The organism is Chromobacterium amazonense (genome assembly GCF_001855565.1).
GTDB lineage: Bacteria > Pseudomonadota > Gammaproteobacteria > Burkholderiales > Chromobacteriaceae > Chromobacterium > Chromobacterium amazonense.
Genome location: NZ_MKCR01000026.1, coordinates 45,251 through 61,908 on the forward strand (window position 1 = coordinate 45,251; position 16,658 = coordinate 61,908).

The 16,658-nt window shown below is 64.3% G+C and carries 12 protein-coding genes and 6 tRNA genes; 7 read left to right on the forward strand and 11 right to left on the reverse strand.

Annotated features, from left to right (window positions below):
- Nucleotides 1-226 precede the first annotated feature (226 nt).
- Nucleotides 227-303, forward strand: a tRNA-Arg gene (locus BI343_RS10490).
- 3 nt (nt 304-306) lie between these two features.
- Nucleotides 307-381, forward strand: a tRNA-Glu gene (locus BI343_RS10495).
- A 137-nt stretch (nt 382-518) separates the two neighbouring features.
- Here the strand turns inward: BI343_RS10495 and BI343_RS10500 are convergent.
- The 3 genes from BI343_RS10500 to BI343_RS10510 all read right to left on the reverse strand — a co-directional run bounded on the left by BI343_RS10500 (nt 519) and on the right by BI343_RS10510 (nt 5,854).
- On the reverse strand, nt 519-3,200 hold the full coding sequence (locus tag BI343_RS10500) for a TonB-dependent receptor plug domain-containing protein (protein ID WP_244886623.1): 2,682 nt from the start codon (nt 3,198-3,200) through the stop codon (nt 519-521).
- Nucleotides 3,201-3,321: 121 nt separating this feature from the next.
- The gene (locus BI343_RS10505; protein WP_071109652.1) at nt 3,322-4,527 is read right to left on the reverse strand and encodes a sensor histidine kinase; all 1,206 of its coding nucleotides are present in this window, start codon (nt 4,525-4,527) and stop codon (nt 3,322-3,324) included.
- Complete coding sequence (locus BI343_RS10510) at nt 4,511-5,854, reverse strand: sigma-54-dependent transcriptional regulator (protein WP_071109653.1); 1,344 nt, start codon at nt 5,852-5,854, stop codon at nt 4,511-4,513. The genes BI343_RS10505 and BI343_RS10510 overlap by 17 nt, the downstream gene beginning before the upstream one ends.
- Nucleotides 5,855-6,080: 226 nt before the next feature.
- Between BI343_RS10510 and BI343_RS10515 the strand changes: the two genes are divergently transcribed.
- The 4 genes from BI343_RS10515 to BI343_RS10530 are packed head-to-tail and all read left to right on the forward strand — an operon-like array spanning nt 6,081 to nt 10,708.
- Nucleotides 6,081-6,269: a hypothetical protein gene (locus BI343_RS10515; RefSeq protein WP_071109654.1), complete on the forward strand. Its 189-nt coding sequence runs from the start codon at nt 6,081-6,083 to the stop codon at nt 6,267-6,269.
- On the forward strand, nt 6,266-7,555 hold the full coding sequence (locus BI343_RS10520; RefSeq protein ID WP_083340902.1) for an efflux RND transporter periplasmic adaptor subunit: 1,290 nt from the start codon (nt 6,266-6,268) through the stop codon (nt 7,553-7,555). Before BI343_RS10515 ends, BI343_RS10520 begins: the two co-directional genes overlap by 4 nt.
- A 17-nt stretch (nt 7,556-7,572) precedes the next feature.
- Nucleotides 7,573-8,250 (forward strand): ABC transporter ATP-binding protein, encoded by a 678-nt coding sequence (locus BI343_RS10525; protein WP_071109656.1) that lies wholly within the window; start codon nt 7,573-7,575, stop codon nt 8,248-8,250.
- A 10-nt stretch (nt 8,251-8,260) separates the two neighbouring features.
- Nucleotides 8,261-10,708 (forward strand): ABC transporter permease, encoded by a 2,448-nt coding sequence (locus BI343_RS10530; RefSeq protein ID WP_071109657.1) that lies wholly within the window; start codon nt 8,261-8,263, stop codon nt 10,706-10,708.
- A gap of 87 nt (nt 10,709-10,795) precedes the next feature.
- On the opposite strand, the gene BI343_RS10535 is transcribed toward BI343_RS10530, so the two are convergent.
- The 4 genes from BI343_RS10535 to BI343_RS10550 all read right to left on the reverse strand — a co-directional run bounded on the left by BI343_RS10535 (nt 10,796) and on the right by BI343_RS10550 (nt 11,113).
- A tRNA-Glu gene (locus BI343_RS10535) sits at nt 10,796-10,870 on the reverse strand.
- A gap of 3 nt (nt 10,871-10,873) precedes the next feature.
- A tRNA-Arg gene (locus BI343_RS10540) sits at nt 10,874-10,950 on the reverse strand.
- 6 nt (nt 10,951-10,956) lie between these two features.
- A tRNA-Glu gene (locus BI343_RS10545) sits at nt 10,957-11,031 on the reverse strand.
- Between the two features lie 5 nt (nt 11,032-11,036).
- Nucleotides 11,037-11,113, reverse strand: a tRNA-Arg gene (locus BI343_RS10550).
- 185 nt (nt 11,114-11,298) lie between these two features.
- Between BI343_RS10550 and BI343_RS10555 the strand changes: the two genes are divergently transcribed.
- Entirely contained in the window at nt 11,299-12,699 is a 1,401-nt protein-coding gene (locus BI343_RS10555; protein WP_244886624.1) for an exonuclease domain-containing protein, read from the forward strand.
- Nucleotides 12,700-12,745: 46 nt separating this feature from the next.
- Here BI343_RS10555 and BI343_RS10560 read toward each other — a convergent pair whose 3' ends face one another.
- From BI343_RS10560 to flhF, 4 genes are read right to left on the reverse strand one after another with little or no spacing between them, the layout of a single operon-like run.
- On the reverse strand, nt 12,746-13,495 hold the full coding sequence (locus BI343_RS10560) for a flagellar motor protein (protein WP_043623438.1): 750 nt from the start codon (nt 13,493-13,495) through the stop codon (nt 12,746-12,748).
- Between the two features lie 57 nt (nt 13,496-13,552).
- Nucleotides 13,553-14,296, reverse strand: a complete 744-nt coding sequence (locus tag BI343_RS10565) for an RNA polymerase sigma factor FliA (protein ID WP_071109659.1) — start codon at nt 14,294-14,296, stop codon at nt 13,553-13,555.
- Entirely contained in the window at nt 14,293-15,162 is an 870-nt protein-coding gene (locus BI343_RS10570; protein WP_043623432.1) for a MinD/ParA family ATP-binding protein, read from the reverse strand. Before BI343_RS10570 ends, BI343_RS10565 begins: the two co-directional genes overlap by 4 nt.
- Before the next feature lie 3 nt (nt 15,163-15,165).
- Nucleotides 15,166-16,650 (reverse strand): flagellar biosynthesis GTPase FlhF, encoded by a 1,485-nt coding sequence (gene flhF / locus BI343_RS10575; RefSeq protein ID WP_071109660.1) that lies wholly within the window; start codon nt 16,648-16,650, stop codon nt 15,166-15,168.
- Nucleotides 16,651-16,658: the final 8 nt, after the last annotated feature.

The following is a 16,658-nucleotide window of genomic DNA, read 5'->3' on the forward strand; positions in this document are numbered from 1 at the left end:
GGGGGGAATTGCGGGCTTTGTTGAATCAGACATCGCTTCGCGAAAATTTTCGTTGTTTTGCTGATTTTGGAAAAACTCAGAACAGGATGTTGACAAGGTCCCATAAAGGTCCCATACTGTGCGCCTCTTGATCGACAACGCAGCAGGCACTGTTGCTAGGAACTTCAAGGGTTTGGCAGTATGAAAGTGGGTGTTTTCGTGATTCCCTCTTTCTCCGCCAGATAACGCACCCGTAGCTCAGTTGGATAGAGTATCTGGCTACGAACCAGAGGGTCGGGCGTTCGAATCGCTCCGGGTGCGCCAGCTGTCCCTATAGTTTAGCGGTTAGAACACCGCCCTTTCACGGCGGTAGCCGGGGTTCGATTCCCCGTGGGGACGCCAGGATTCAAAAAAAGCCCAGCATTGTAAAATGCTGGGCTTTTTTGCGTGTGCGCCATCGGCAATCGATTTGCGGTTTTCCGCATGCCAACAAAAACGGGATGCCGCTAGGCATCCCGTTTCCTCACCATATCCATTCTTTAAAACTTGTGATTCAGTTCAAGCCAGGCTTGTCGGCCGTAAGGCGTGTAGCTGCCCACCGGGTAGTAAGGCCAACCGCCGGTGTAGTCCTTCTTCACAAAGTCCTGCAGATTGTTGACGATCAGTCCGACCGAGGTTTTCTTGTTCAACTGATAGGTGACGCTCAGGTTGGCCAGCACGGTGGGTGTCAGGTAGCCGGTGCCCGCGCCGTTGGGAATCTTGCCATAGCGCGTCAGCTGCAGCGTGCTGGACCAGTCGCCGATGTTCCAGTCGGTGGTCAGGCTGAGCTTGTCCGGCCAGTCGGTGTTGGTCAAGTCGGCAAGCTCGTCCTGCACCGGATCGTTGGCAAACTGCTGGTAGGTATGCGTCAGTACCTTGGTATAAGTCGCTTTGAACAGGAAGTCGCCGAGTTTTGCCGTGCGCAAACGGTACTTGCCGCTGAGGTCGATGCCGCTGGTGCGCTCGCTGGCGGCATTGATCGGATTGACCACGATGGTGTTGATGGCGCCCGGATCCACCAGCGCATTGGCCGGATTGCGCTGTACGCGATTGAGCGCGTCTTGGCATGCCGATGAATGGATGTCTAGATTTCCGCCGCGGCATGCGGCTTCGTCGCGCAGCAGCTTGTCGGCGCTCAGCGTGGTTACCAGATCGTTGATGGTGATGTTCCAGTAATCCAGCGACAGGTCGGCGTCCTTGCTTGGCGACCAGACGAAGCCGAGTCCATAGGACTTGCCGTTTTCCGGCTTCAGGCTGGGGTTGCCGTTGCTGATGTAGTTGGAGCCCGGCGACATGCCGGCATACTGGCAATTGGCGAGCGGCTGGCCGGATTGGGCGCAGCGCCAGTAGTCGGTGGTGGAGGAGTAGTAGCCGCGGGTTTGGGTCTGGAACAGATAGCTCATGTCCGGCGCGCGGAAGCTGGTGGCATAGTTGCCGCGCAGCCGCAGACTACTGGCGGGGCGGTATTCCAACCCGGCGCCGTAGGTGAACTTCCCTTCGCTGTTGCCTGTGATCTCATAGCGGTCATAGCGGCCGGACAGTGTGAGGTTGACCGGTTTGGCCAGCGGCAGCAGCAGCTCGGCCCCAAGCGCCTGGCGCGAGCGGGAGCCGCTGGCATTGATGGCGGGCGAGGCGTTGTAGAACACGCCTTGGTTCAGTCTTTGGTCCGGCTCGTTGCTGAAACCCTGGCTGCCCCATTCCAGCAGGCCGGCCAGCTTGGCCGGACCGGCCGGCAGCTGGAAGGCCTCGCCGCTGGCGCTGAGGCTCAACACCTGCAGCCAGGATTTATTGTGGCTGACGCTGTTGTCTATCAGGCTGGAGGCCTGGGTCGGCGTCAGCGGCTGGTAGAAACGGCCGAGGTTGGGCGCGTAAATCGGCGCGCCCTTGTTGTCGGTGCCGAGTTGCGGCCCCAGGAAATAGCTGTTCACGCTGCTCAACAACATGGGTGTGGTGGTCTGGCTGGTGTAGAGCGAGGCGTTGTAGGCCGCTTCGTAATTCCAGCTACCAATCAGATCGCCGCGCACGCCCAGGGTCAGGTTGGCGGCCAGATCATCCCACTTGCGGTTGTAATTGCTGGCGCCGCCCAGTTCCTCCGGCGCGAAGCGTTTGGCCCAGCTTTCATAATTGCCGGTGTTCTGGTTCAGGAAATAATTGCCCTGGCCGGCCGCCGCCGTCCAGCTCGGGCCGCGGGTGTTGTTCTCGGTGCGCTTGAAGCCGAGCATGGCGTCGCTAAAGAATTCGGCGTGCGGATTGAGCAGATAGTTGGCGCTGAAGAAGCCGTTCTGTGTGGCTTGGCCGGTCTGGATCGTCCAGTAGGACGGCCTCAGCAGGCCGCTGGCGCAATAGCCTTTTTGGGCATTGCCTACGGTTTGCACGCTGCCTGCGAACAGGCCGGCGAAGTTGCCGCAGGCGCTGCCCGAGTCCAGATAGCGCCCGCCGGCGATGCGCCGCGCCAGGATGGGAGCCGGCGCCTCGCCCAGCGCGGTGGCGTCCGACATGAAGCCGCGCTGGCGCGACCAGATCGGGTTGCGCTGGCTCAGTTCCAGGCCGTAAATCACGTTCAGTTGGTCCCAGCTTTTGCCGCCGGTCAGTTGCAGGCGGGCATTCTCGCCGCCGTGATGTTCGGCCCCGCCGACTTTGAGGTTGAGATTGACGCCATCGAGGTGCTTTTTCAGGATGATGTTGACCACGCCGGCGATGGCGTCCGAGCCGTAGATGGCCGAGGCGCCGCCGTTGAGGATTTCGATGCGGTCGATCAGCACCGACGGGATGTCCGCCAGGTTGACGAAGTTGACCTGGCCTTGGTAAGCGGTGGGGTAGTCGGCCATGCGGCGGCCGTTGATCAGCGTCAGCGTATGGTTGGGGCCGAGCCCGCGCAGGCTGATCGCGTTGGCGGCCGGGGTGAAGGTAGTGCCGAAGTCCGCGCCCTGGGTGAAGCCGGTGTTCTGCGTCAGATTGTTCAGCGCGTCGTAGACATTGGTGTAACCCTGTTTTTCGATGTCGGCGCCAGTGATGACGGTGACGCTGGTTGGTCCTTCCTTGGCCGAGCGCGCGATGCGCGACCCGGTGACGGTGATTTTGTCCAGCGCGTCGGGCTGGGAATCGTCTGCATGCGCCAAGCCGGTGTAAGACAGCAGGGCTGCTGCAATGACAGTAAAATGAAAATTAAACTGTGTTTTCACGGAATCAAACCAGGCTTGGCTGGTCCTATGCAAATTTCGGAAAACACAATTTATCATTTTGTCATTTTTGTTAAGCCAAGAAAAATTGCAAAACTAATGACTTAGGAATATATCGCTTAGTTCAGAAGATCAGGATCAGCCGCGCGCCGCCGCCCAGGCTGCGCGCATAGCGCACGGTGCCGCCGTTGTTGTTGACCAGCTGGCGCACTAGCGCCAGGCCGATGCCGCGGCCTTTGGCCTTGGTTGAGTAAAACGGCGTGAAGATTTGCTCTATCTTGTCCTCCGCCACGCCGGGACCGTTGTCGCTGACTTCCAGCTTCAGGCGGCCGCCGCGTCCCAGGCTGGCGCTGACAGTCAGTCTGGCCTCGGCCAGGTGGGAGGTGGCCTCGTAAGCGTTCTTGATCAGGTTGATCAAGGCCTGCTCCAGCTGCCCGCCGTCGGCCTTCAACTCCATGGCTGCCGATTCCATCTGAAAGACGGCCTGGCCGCCGCGGGCGCGCCAGGCGGGCGCGATCAGCGCCTGCAGGCGTTCGAACAATTCGGCTATGTCGATGATCTCCGGCGTGGGCGTCGGCACGGCGGATAGGCTGCGATAGCTGGTGACGAAATCGGCCAGGCTGTCGGCGCGGCGGCTGATGGCGGAGAAGGCCAGCTCCAGTTCCTGGCGCAGATCGTCGGGCAGCGCCGGCGTGTCTTCCAGCATGCCGGCGGCGCTGCGCGAGAGCGAGGCCACCGGCGTCAGCGAATTCATGATCTCATGCGTCAGCACATGCACCAGTTGCTGCCAGGCGCGCAGCGTTTCCGCCTCCAGTTCGCTTTCCAGCGGCAGCACCGCCAGCAGCCTTTCGGGGCGGCCTGCTATCACCAGGCTGCTGGCTGAGGCCAGCGCCCGCTCCACGCCGCGCTCGGTTTCAAAGCGTATCCAGCGGCGGTCGCTGCTTTGCGCCTGCAGCGCCTGATACAAGGCAGCTGGATCGCGGCTGTTGCCGGGCGCGGTCAATTTGCGGGCGCGGGCGTTCAGCGGTTCGACATGGTCGGCGCTGAGCCGGAACAGTGCCACCGGCGCGTGCTCCAGGCGGATTTCCGGCGGATGGACGGCCAGCGCGGATGGCCCGGCGGGTTCCGGTTCGGCAGCCGCCTGGACCGACAGCTTGCCGAGCAAGGCGCTGCTGCGCCATTGCCAGGCGGCCAGCAGCAGCGCGGCCAGCAGGCAGAGCACCAGCGCGCGCGGGGCATCGCGGCATGCCATGGCCGTGGCGGCGATGGCGGCCAGGCCGGCGCTTTGCGACAGGATCAGGCCGCGCAGGCGCTCAAGCTTGAAGGCCATGTTTATCCATCCTGCGATACAGCGCGGCGCGCGACAGGCCCAATAGTTTGGCGGCGCGACTGATGTTGCCGGCGGATTGCTCCAGCGCCTGGCGTATGGTCTGCCTTTCCTGTTCCTCCAATTTCAGCCCGCAGGCAGGGGACGCCATAGCCGTCTCCATCGCCGGGATGCCGGCCAAGTCGAAATCCGCCGCCTGGTAACGCTCGCCCTGGGCCAGAATGACCGCGCGTTCGCAGGCGTGGCGCAGGGCCCGCACATTGCCCGGCCAGTCATGCGCCTGCAAGCCTTGCTGCGCGGCTTCGGACAGCTCGCGCAAGGGCTTGCGGTATTGCTCGGCGTAATGGCGCAGGTAGTGGCGCGCCAGCAGCGGGATATCCTCGCGCCGTTCGCGCAGCGGCGGCACGCGCAGCACGATGGTATTGAGGCGGAACAGCAGGTCGCGGCGGAAACATTGCGGATCATGCAGCTGGATTTCCGGCAGATTGGTGGCGCTGAGCACCCGCACGTCCAGCGCTTCCGGCCGGTCCGCGCCCAAGGGCGTGATCTGGCGGCGCTCCAGCGCGGTCAGCAGCCTGGCCTGGTTGGCCAAGGGCAGATTGCCTATCTCGTCCAGAAACAGCGTGCCGCCAGCCGCGCTCTGGAAGCGGCCCGCGCGGTCGGCCCGGGCGTCGGTGAACGCGCCTTTGCGGTGGCCGAACAGTTCGCTGTCGAAGGTCGATTCCGGCACCGCGCCCATGTCCACGCTTTGGAAGGGGCCGTGACGCCGCTGCGAGGCGCGATGGATCGCCCGCGCCACCAGTTCCTTGCCGACGCCGTTCTCGCCCAGAATCAGCACATTGGCATCGGTAGGCGCCACGCTGGCGATCAGCGCGCGCAAAGTCCGCATCGCCGGCGCTTGGCCCAGCAGTTCGTCGTCCGCCGCGTGGTTGGACGGTGACGCGGTTTGCAATGCGCGCAGCGCGCTGGCCACCGTCTGCAGCAGCTTGTCGTTTTGCCAGGGCTTGGTGATGAAATCGCTGGCGCCCTGTTTGAGCGCCGCTACCGCCAGCGGCACGTCGGCATAGGCGGTCAGGGCGAAGACCTGAGGCAGCCGCGGCAGCGCGCGCAGCCTGGCCAACATGGCCAAGCCTTCCGTGCCGTCTATCGCGCCGGGGGAGTAGTTCAGATCCAGCAGCACGATATCGGCTTGACGCTGGCGTTGCCAGGCGTCGAACAGTTGCGGATGCGGCAGGTGGACGAAGTCGGCATCGAGTTTGCGCAGCAGCATGCGCGCGGCCAGCGCGACGTCTTCGTCGTCTTCTATCAGCAAGATCACGGGGCGGCTCATCGGCCCACCTTTTAATTAGCACAAAGTCATGATGTTGCGGCGTCGCCAGCGGCTTGGCAAGTGCGGCGCTGTCCGCCGGGCGGACAGTGTCCGCTATCGGACGCCGATGGCTGTCCGGTTTCGGACAGTTTTGGGAAGGTGAATAAATTTTCCATTCATATTCAATGATTTAAATTCTGGCACGGAGCTTGCCGTGACAAGGGCATAGTCGAAGCGAGGTGATGTCATGAACCGCAAATTTCCCTGGATAGTGTTGGCGCTGTTTGCCGTTTTGGTCCTGATGGGCATCGTCCTGGAGGAGGCGTCGCTGTCTTTCGCCTGCCACCTGGGGGCGGGCGGCATGCGCGTGGCGGCCAATTTGGGCGTATTCAGTCTGAAACTGCAATTGTCCTGGCTGGCGGGAGGGGTGGCGTGAGCGAGGCGCATGCGGAGGCGCCGGTCAGCGGCGCGGCCATGGATGAGGTGGTGGCGCGCAAGCGCTGGAGTCGCGGCCGGCTGGCTGGCCTGGCCGCGCTGCTGTTGGCCTTGGTTGGGGCTGCGGCCTGGTGGGCTTGGCAGCCGTCCGGATTGCGCGTGGCGGCGAGCGAGCTGCAAATCGCCACCGTCGTCCAGGGCCGTTTCAGCGACGAAGTGATCCTGCGGGCCACGGTGCAGCCGGCGCAGTCGGTGCTGCTGGATCTGGTAGAGGGCGGCCGGGTGGATGAAGTGCTGGTTCACGATGGCGATAAGGTCAAGGCTGGCCAGGTGCTGTTGCGGCTGTCCAATCCGCAGCGCCAGCTGGAGCTATTGGCGCGCAAGTCCGACCTGGCGCAGCAGTACGCCAATCTGTCATCCACCCGCGAACAATTGGAGGCGACGCGCAGCGACTATCGCCGCCGGCTCAGCGACCTGGCCCTGAAGCTGAAGCAGCAGGAGCGCCAATACCGGCGCGATGCGGCGCTGGCGGCGCAGGGTTTTATCTCCACCGCGGCGCTGGAGGATTCGCGCGACCGGCTGCAGCAGTATCGCGAAGACTACCGCGACGAGCAGCAGAGCCAGGCGCGCGAGCTGAGCATCAAGGCGAATGCGTTGCGGCAGATGCAGCAGGCGCAGGATGAGCTGAGCCGCGGCACAAAGATGGCATCGGACAGCCTGGCGGCGTTGTCGCTGCGCGCGCCCATGGATGGCCAGCTGACCAATTTCACCGCCCAGGTCGGCAGTTCGCTGAAACCGGGCGACCGCGTGGGCCGGGTCGATGGGCTGGGCCGTTACAAGCTGACGGCGCAAGTGGACGAGTTCTATCTGGCGCGGGTGAAGCGCGGCCAGCAGGCCGCCATCGAATTGGACGGCGGCGCGACGGCGACCGCCAGAGTCGGCAATATCAATCCGCAGGTGCAGGATGGCCATTTCCAGCTTGAGCTGCTGTTCGACGCGCAGCCGGCCGGCGCGCTGAATGCGGGCCAGGGACTGGACGGCAGGCTGACGCTGGGGCAGGCGGCGTCGGGCTTGGTGTTGCCCAACGGCGCGTTCGTCAACGATACCGGCGGCACATGGGCCATGGTGCTGAATGCCGACGGCAGCCGCGCCGAGCGCCGCGCCATCCGCCTGGGCCGCCGCAGCCAGACCCAGCTGGAAGTAGTGGACGGATTGAAGGCCGGCGAGCGGGTCATCGTCTCGTCCTACGCCGCCTTCGGCAAATACGCGCAGCTGACGCTGCAATGACAAGGGAGAAGAAAACAATGATCAAGCTGAAGAACATCAGCAAGCTGCACATCGGCGGCGAAGTGCAAACCCGCGCGCTCAATGGCGTGGATCTGGAAATCGAGGCCGGCGAGTACGTGGCGGTGACCGGCCCGTCCGGTTGCGGCAAGTCCACGCTGCTGTCGCTGCTGGGTCTTTTGGACGTGCCCAACGGCGGCGAATACTGGTTCGACGGCCAAAACGTCGCCGGCTGGAGCGAATCTCGCCTGAATCGGCTGCGCCGCGGCCGCATCGGCTTCATTTTTCAGAGCTTCAACCTGATCGAGGAGCTGACGGTGCGCGAAAACGTGGCGCTGGCGCTGGAGTATTCAGACGTGCCGTCGGCCGATCGCAAGCAGCGCGTGGACGCGGCGCTGGCGCGGCTGGGCGTGACGCATCGCGCCGGCCACCGTCCGTCGCAGTTGTCGGGCGGCCAGCAGCAACGGGTGGCCATCGCCCGCGCGCTGGTGTCGCGGCCGGCCTTGCTGCTGGCGGACGAACCGACCGGCAATCTGGATAGCGCCCATGGCGACGAGGTGATGAAAATGCTGCGCGAAATCAACGCCGACGGCACCACCGTGGTGATGGTCACCCACTCGCCGTCCCACGCCGCGCTGGCCTCGCGCACCATCAATATGCTGGATGGCCGCGTAGTGGTAGATGCGACTCAGCTCTGAGGAAACCTCCATGAACGAGATACTGAAGGACTTCCGCGTCGGCTGGCGTTGGCTGCTCAAGGAGCCGGGTTGGTCCGCGCTGGTGATCGGCGGTTTGGCCATCGGCTTTGCCTGCTGCGCGCTGCTGCTGGCTTATGTCGCGTACTCGGCGCAGTTTGACCGGCACATCGAGGGGCGCGAGCGCGTTTACATGCTGAAGGCTAGGCCGAATATGGATGGCGTGCGCAATGACTGGCAGCAGGAAGTCCCGGTGATCGCCGGACAGGTGTTGCGCGATAGCGGCGTGGCGGAGCGCGTCAGCATGGCGATGGGCAACTTCGCGCCGGTGCGGGTGGGCAGCGCGGTCAGCAATCGCTGGGTGACGCTGGTCGATCCGGATTTCGCCGAATTGTTCGAGCTGAAAACACTGGCGGGAGACCTGCGTCAAGCCTTGACTCGGCCTGATAGCGCCGCTTTGACCGAAGAAGAAGCGATACGGATGTTCGGCACCGCCGAGGCGCTGGGCAAGACGTTTTCCGTGGCGGGCAAGCCGCAGACCGTGGCCGCGATTGTCGCCACCCCGCCGGCCACCGCCACCCAGCGCTACGCCATTCTCGGCGGGAGGATGAGCAGGATGGCCAGCGATGGCATGTATTCCAACTTCTACAGCCATTGGTTCAGCTGGGGCGCGTCCTTGTACTTCCGCCTCAAGCCTGGGCATGGGGTGGCCGAGGTGGGGCCTCTGCTGGCGCAAGCCTTGAAGCAGTCCCCAAGCTATCGCGATCCCGGCTTGCAAGCGATTGAGGCCAAGCTGTCGGGGCGCAATCTGATCGACTTCTCAGCGGTGAAGCTGGCGGATGTCTATCTGGACCCGGAACTCGATCAGAGCGCCGACCCGGCGCGCCACGGCAACCGCTCCATGTTGCTGGGCTGCGCCGCCATCGGCCTGCTGATCCTGCTGCTGGCCGCCATCAATTACATCAATCTGGCGACCGTCCGCACTATCCGTCGCCAGCGCGAGATCGGCGTGCGCAAGGTATTGGGCGCCGGGGTGGGGCGGGTGGCTGGGCAGTTCATCGCCGAATCGGTGCTGATCGCGCTGGTGGCGGCCCTGATCGGCCTGCTGCTGGCCTGGTTGCTGTTGCCGGTATTCGGCCAGCTGCTGCAACGCGACTTATCCGGAATCTTGGGCTGGCAGGGTATGGTTCTGGCCTTGCTGTGCGCGGCCGCGGTGGGTGTGCTCAGCGGCCTCTATCCGGCCTGGATTGCCGCCCGCGTGCGCGCGACCCAGGCTTTGTCGGGCCGCGATCAGCAGGAAACCCGCCAAGGTGTTTGGCTGCGGCGGGGGCTGACGGTGGCGCAGTTCGGCATCGCCATGGGCCTGGCGGGCGTGACGTTGGCCGTAGCTTGGCAAACCTGGCATGGCGCGCGTCTGCCGGCCGGGTTTGAGCGAGACGGGCTGTTGTTTGCGGCGGCGGGGGATGCCAATGCCAAGGACCTGGCGCAGCGCAGGGCGCTGCGCGCCGAGCTGTCGCGCCAGCCTGGCGTGGCGGCGCTGAGCTATGTCGATGGACCACCGGCTGGAGGCAGCAATAATTCGAATAATTTCCGCCTGGCCGGACGAGCCTACCAAAACATGCGCTACCGCATGGTCGATTGCGGCTTTTTGCAGACTTATCGTCTGCCGCTGTTGGCCGGGAGAGGCGCTGCGGCATGCGACGCCAATGGCGCAGTGCTGCCCGGCGCCGGGCTGGTATTGTCGGAATCCGCCGCGCGCCGCCTGGGCTTCGCCACGCCGCAGCAGGCCATCGGCCGCATGGTCGAGTCCGAAACTTTTGCCGATGGCAAGAAGCCGGTCAGCGCCGTAGTGGCGGACATCGCCGAGCAAACTTCGCGGGAACGGGAGATACCGATGGTGTATTTCCCGGTTGGCCCGCAAAATCGCTATGCCAGCACGCTGGCGATACGCTACCGCGGCAGCGAGTCCGCCATGCGGCAGACTTTGGCCAAGCTATGGCCGCGCTACTTCCCGGATTATCCCTTGCTGCCGGTCAGTGCCGGCCAGCAACTGGACAAGCGTTACGGCCAGGATATCCGCACGGCGCAGTTGCTGGCGATAGCCTCTGCCGTGGCCATGCTGATCGCCGCCTTCGGCATTTATGTGTTGTCTGCATATTCGGTGCAACGCATGGCGCGGGAGGTGGCGCTGCGAAAACTTTACGGCGCCGGCGGCCTGGCGATTGCCGGGCTGGTCAGCCGCGAGTTCCCGCTGGTGTTGGCGGTCAGCGCGGCGCTGTCGCTGCCGCCGGCCTGGCTGTTCATTCGCCACTATCTGGCTGGTTTTGTCGCCAGGGCGCCGATTGGCGGCTGGACGCTGTTATTGTCCTTGCTGCTGTGCCTAGCGGTGGCGGCGCTGGCGGTGTGCCGCCATCTGCTGGGCGCCATGCGGCTGCGGCCGACGCTGGCATTGCGCAGTTAGGCGGAGGGGCGGCGCGAGCCGCCTGCGTTCCGGCGTGGAAATGCGAAAAAGCCCAGCATTTTGCAATGCTGGGCTTTTTCTGAATCCTGGCGTCCCCACGGGGAATCGAACCCCGGCTACCGCCGTGAAAGGGCGGTGTTCTAACCGCTAAACTATAGGGACAGCTGGCGCACCCGGAGCGATTCGAACGCCCGACCCTCTGGTTCGTAGCCAGATACTCTATCCAACTGAGCTACGGGTGCGTATTGTGGCGTCCCCACGGGGAATCGAACCCCGGCTACCGCCGTGAAAGGGCGGTGTTCTAACCGCTAAACTATAGGGACATGCCTGGCGCACCCGGAGCGATTCGAACGCCCGACCCTCTGGTTCGTAGCCAGATACTCTATCCAACTGAGCTACGGGTGCGCTGTGTCGCGAGACGTTGTGTCTTGCGAGAGACCGGATAATACAGAGGTGAAATATGGGTGTCAACACAACGTAGGATTTTTTTTATAAAGCCGGTAAACTGGCCGCCTGTTCCTGTCGCGGCAGGCCAACATTTTGAACTAAACGTCATGATTCATGGCTGCGCCAAGGAAAGCGAAGCGAGATTGAATACCCTGTTTGAACAGCCTTGCGCCATTGTCGATCTGGAAACCACCGGCGGCGACATCGCCCGCGACCGCATCACCGAAGTCGGCCTGGTGCTGGTGGACGGAGAGCGCGTCGAGCGCCTGTCCTGGCTGGTCAATCCCGGCCAACCGATTCCGCCCTTCATCGAAAACATGACCGGCATCAGCAATCAAATGGTTGCCGCCGCGCCGCCGTTTGCCGAACTGGCCGACGAATTGCTGGCCCGCCTGCAAGGGCGGCTGCTGCTGGCGCACAATGCCCGCTTCGATTACGGCTTCCTGCGCAACGAATTCCGCCGCCTGGGCCGCCGTTTTCAGGCGCGCGCGCTGTGCACGGTCAAGCTGTCGCGCCGGCTGTATCCGCAGCATTTCAAACATAGCCTGGATAGCCTGATCGCCCGCCACGGCATAGACATGCCGGAGCGCCATCGCGCTCTGGCCGACGCCGAGGCGGTATACCGTTTCATCGGCATCGCCAGCCAGGAGCTGGGCGCGGATAAAGTGGCGCATGAGGCGGCGCAATTGTTGTCGCAGCCGGCCGAAGTTTCCAGCCTGCCGGCGGAACTGCAGCGGCAGATCGAGGACATGCCGGATTCGGCCGGGGTGTACGCCTTGTTCGGCGAGGATGGCCGGGCCTTGTATGTGGGCCGCGCGCCCAATCTGTACCGCAAGACGCTGGGGCATTTCGCCGAGCGCAAGCCCAGCCGCCACGAAGTGCGTATAGACGAGCCGGTGGCCCGGGTGGAATGGCGCGAATGCTTGAGCGAGTTTGGCGCGCAGTTGCTGGAGCTGCAGTGGCTGGGGCGTCTGCAGCCGGCGCACAATCCGCGGGCGAGGATGATGGGCGAGGTGTGCACCTTGCAGCTGCAGACCGCCAGCGATGGTTTTATCCGTCCGCTTACGGTTTCTGCGCGCGACATCGATTTCAGCCGTACGGCGGATTTGTACGGCCTGTTCCGCAATGCGCGCGAGGGCCGCAAGGCGCTGGCGCAGATCGCCTTGGCGCAGGGCTTGTGCCAGTCCGTGTTGGGCGTGGAGCAGGTGACCAGCCGCAAAGGCGTGCCTTGCGCGGCCTACCAGATCGGCCGCTGCCGCGGCGGCTGCGTGGGCGAGGAGGCGGCGGACAGCCACAATGCCCGGCTGTTGGCCGCGCTGCAGCGGCTGAAGGTCAGGCCGTGGCCGTTCGAGGGCGCCATCGCGGTGCAAGAGCGTGACATCGTCTGCGGCGACGTGGTGGAACATTTATTCGACCGCTGGTGCTATCTGGGCAGCCGCCGCAATGGCGGCGCGCTGGAAGGCGAGCCGGCTTTCGATCTCGATTACTACAAGTTGCTGGAGAGCGAGCTGCGCAAGCCGGATCGGGAGTTGCGGATGCTGTAAAGGAAAAAAGGCAAGCTGCGCAGCTTGCCTTTCTCATGCCCGATGTTTACTCATGCATCGCCAAATAGCCGCGCAGCCGGCTTTCTATGATGCGCGGGTTTTCGCCGTTGGCGATGGCGACCACGCCTTCCACCACCAGCTCCTTCATGGCGATCTCGGCGGCCACCAAGTGTTTGAGCTTGTTGCCCATGGGCAGGAAAAACAGGTTGGCCGAGCCGACGCCGTATACGGTGGCGACGAAGGCGACGGCTATGCCGCCGCCGAGCTTGGACGGGTCCGACAGGTTTTCCATCACGTGGATCAGGCCCAGCACGGCGCCCAGAATGCCCATCGTCGGCGCATAGCCGCCGGCCGATTCCCAGATGCGCGCGGCCTGCTTGCGTGCATGCTCGAACATGCTGATTTCCACTTCCATCACCGCGCGCAGGGTTTCCGGCTCGGTGCCGTCCACCAGCATCTGCAGCGCCTTCTTGGTGAAGGGGTCGCGCTGCTGGGCGATGATGCCTTCCAGCGACAGCAGGCCGCCCTTGCGCGAGCCCTGGCTCCAGCTGACCACTTCGCGGATCATTCGCTCATGATCGAAGTTGGGCGGGCGGAATACCCAGCGCAGCATGCGCAGGCCGGCCATGAATTGCTTGGGCGTGCTTTGCAGCATCACCGCGCTGGTGGTGCCGCCGATGACGATCATGAAGGCGGTCAACTGCATCAGCGAGCCGACGCTGCCTCCTTCGATGGCTTGCCCCGCAATAATGGCCGTCAAGCCCATCACCACCGCGATTAAACTGATCTTGTCCACATGTTTTCCGTTATTGATCTGGTCTGAAATCCGGCGCCTTAATCACCGAACTCTCCCTTACAGCCAGTCTTTCAGTTTGGCGCGCAGCCGGGCGATGGCCTGGCTGTGCAATTGGCAGACGCGGGACTCGGTGACGCCGAGCACCGCGCCGATTTCCTTCAGGTTCAGTTCCTGCTCGTAATACAGCGCCATCACCAGTTGGTCGCGTTCCGGCAGCAGCTTGATGGCGGAGATCAGCTGTCGGCGGAAGCTGTCGTCCGATAGCGCGGCCAGCGGGTCCGGCGAGTCATCATCGGCGACATTGGCTACAGGATTGTGGCCGTGTTCGTCGTCGTCGTTGCCGAAGTCTTCGAAATGCAGCAGCGTGGTGCCTTTGCATTCGCCCAGCATCTCCTGGTATTGCTCCAGCTCCATGCCCAGTTCGGCGGCGATTTCCGATTCCAGCGGCGCGCGCCCCTGCTGTTGTTCCAGCTTGCTAATGGCTTCCTCGATCTGCCGCGAGTTGCGCCGCGCCTGGCGCGGCAGCCAGTCTTCGCGGCGCAGCTCATCCAGCATGGCCCCGCGGATGCGTTGGCTGGCGAAGGTTTCAAACATTACGCCCTGGGCCGGGTCGAACTGGCGCGAGGCCTCGATCAGGCCGATCATGCCCACTTGGATCAGGTCGCCCAGCTCAACCGAGGCGGGCAGGCGGGCGATCATGATGCTGGCCAGCTTGCGCACCAAGGGCGTGTAAGCCTCCACGTCGATCTCGACGCTGGGGGCGGCTGCGACGTAGCCCGATCGGCGGAAGGACGGGTTCATAATAGTTTGGCTCCATCCGCCTCGGCCCAATCGCGCGAGGCGGCAATCAGCAAATCCATGTATCCGGTGCTGTCGCGCACGGTTTCCGGCGCGTCCCATTGCAGCAGGACCGCGGCCAGCTGCGAGAACGCGGCTGCCGCCTCGCTGTCCGGAAACGCCTCCATCAGCGGCCGGTGCAGCGTCTGGCTGCGCCGCACCGCATTGTCGTGCGGCACGAAGCCCACCCAGCGCAGCGAGACGGTCAGAAACTCGCTGGCTACCGCCGACAGCCGGGTGAACAGCTCGCGCGCCTCGTCCAGATGGCGCGCGCGGTTGATCAGCACATTGAAGCGCTGGCGGCCATAAATGCTCGCCAGTCGCTTGATATTAGCGTAGGCGGTGGTCAGCGAATCGGCATCCGGTGTTAATACCAAAATCAGATTGTCGGCCACGCTGGCCGGGATCGCGTCCTGGCTTGGGTTCGGCGCATCCACCAGCAGCGCCGACGCGTCGCGCTCCAGCGCGCCGAACTCGCTGCCCAGCCTCAGCCACAATTGGGCGGAAAACAGCGCGCGCTGTTCCGGCCGCGCGTACAGATTGATCAGCTGCACGCCCTGGCGCGACAGAACCATCATTTCGTCCAGCCCGCCCACGCTGGTCACCTGGCTTTCCAGGGTGGCGGTGGCGGGCACGCCCAGCCGGCGCGTCTGCACCTGGCCCAGGCAGCAGTCTACCACCAGCGGCCGCAGCCCGGCGTAGGCGAGCCCCAGCGACAGCTCGGTCACCACCGTGGTGGTGCCGGCATGCGGCGAGCCGATGAAGGCGAAGCTGGGGGCGCGCTTCTGTTGCGCGGCGAGCAAGCGGAGACTGGCGGCCTGGTCCTGCATCTCTTACAACCAACCTGATTGGGCGGCGTTCATGATGGGCAGTTCGTCCCCCTGCAGCGAGAACGGCGAGCCGATCTGTTGCGCCCGCATCGCGCGGTCCACCAGGAAGGCGGCATTGGCGGAGTGCAAGTCCTCCGGCACGCGCTGGCCGTTGGTGATGTAAAACAGCTTCAGGCGATTGCGGATGATCACGTCCAGGCTGGGGCCCTGCGCCACCGCTTCGTCTATCTTGGACAGGATGCAGCCGGTCAGGCCCTCGCCGCGGTAACGCCGCACCACGTCTTCCAGCGTGTGGCCATCGGTGTTGGCGGCCAGAAGCAGCAGCCGTTCGATGGGCCGGCCGGCGGTGCGCAGCATGTCGATCTGCGCCAGCACCCGGGCGTCGCGCTGCCCCATGCCCACGGTGTCGATGAAGACGATGTGGCGATTGGACAGGTCGGCCAGCGTCAGCTGCAGATCGCCCTCGTTCTGGATGGAAAACACCGGCACGCCCAGAATCTTGCCGTAGATGCGCAGCTGGTCCTGCGCGCCGATCCGGTAGCTGTCGGTGGTGATCAGCGCGACGTGCTGGGCGCCGAAGCGCATGGTCGCCCGCGCCGCCAGCTTGGCCACCGTGGTGGTCTTGCCGACGCCTGTCGGGCCGACCAGCGCGAAGATGCCGCCGCGGTCCATCACTTCGCGGTCGGCGTCGGCGCACTTCAGGTTATGCACCAGGGCGGAGCGCGCCCATTTCACCGCCACTTCGCCCTGATACTGCGCCGGCATCTTTTCGATCAGCTGTCGGATCAACTGGGCGGAGAAGCCCATCGCCAGCAGGTGCTTGAACAATTCGATGCGGTTGGGCGCCTTGCCTTCCATATCGGACCAGGCGAAGCTGGCCAGCTGGCTTTGCAGCAGGCTGCGGAGCAGCTTGATCTCGTCGCCGATCAGTTTCAGTTCCTGCGCCATCTGCTCCGGCTCCTCGCCATTGGCATGCGTTGGCGGCGCGATGTCCAGCCGCGGCGGCGGGGAGGCGGGCGCGGCGCGGGGCGCTTGGACCGCGGCCGGCGCCGGTTGCGCGGGCATGGCTGGGGCTTGATATGGCGGCGCCATGACGGGGGCTGGCTGCTGCGGCGCATAAACCGGCTCCAGCCGCGGCTGGACGGCGTCTACGCGCGGCGGGGCCGGGCTTTCCAGCGGCTCCACCGGCATGGCGTAAGTGCGGGCGATGGCCCGGTTCATGGCGTTGCCGTTGACGGCGGGGGGAATGGGGGCCGGTTGTTGCGGCCGATTGACCGCCGGCGGGGCGTTGCGCGGCGGATGCTTGCTGCTGGACGTGGATAGGGTGCTGGCCAGATTGGCGACGTCGGAATCGGCCACCGCCATGATTTCCACGCCGCCGCCCATGGTGGGGCGATTGGACAAAATGAGGGCGTCCGCCCCCAGTTCTTCGCGAACTTGCCTGAGTGCGTCTCGAGTGGTCTTCCCGAAGAACTTTTTCACCACCATTGTCGATT

What these genes read in the sequence shown, in the direction of transcription:
- BI343_RS10505 (WP_071109652.1), bottom strand. Translation starts at nt 4,527, where the DNA reads ATGGCCTTCAAGCTTGAGCGCCTGCGCGGCCTGATCCTGTCGCAAAGC.
- BI343_RS10510 (WP_071109653.1), bottom strand. Translation starts at nt 5,854, where the DNA reads ATGAGCCGCCCCGTGATCTTGCTGATAGAAGACGACGAAGACGTCGCG.
- BI343_RS10515 (WP_071109654.1), top strand. Translation starts at nt 6,081, where the DNA reads ATGAACCGCAAATTTCCCTGGATAGTGTTGGCGCTGTTTGCCGTTTTG.
- BI343_RS10525 (WP_071109656.1), top strand. Translation starts at nt 7,573, where the DNA reads ATGATCAAGCTGAAGAACATCAGCAAGCTGCACATCGGCGGCGAAGTG.
- BI343_RS10530 (WP_071109657.1), top strand. Translation starts at nt 8,261, where the DNA reads ATGAACGAGATACTGAAGGACTTCCGCGTCGGCTGGCGTTGGCTGCTC.
- BI343_RS10565 (WP_071109659.1), bottom strand. Translation starts at nt 14,296, where the DNA reads ATGAACCCGTCCTTCCGCCGATCGGGCTACGTCGCAGCCGCCCCCAGC.
- BI343_RS10570 (WP_043623432.1), bottom strand. Translation starts at nt 15,162, where the DNA reads ATGCAGGACCAGGCCGCCAGTCTCCGCTTGCTCGCCGCGCAACAGAAG.
- flhF (WP_071109660.1), bottom strand. Translation starts at nt 16,650, where the DNA reads ATGGTGGTGAAAAAGTTCTTCGGGAAGACCACTCGAGACGCACTCAGG.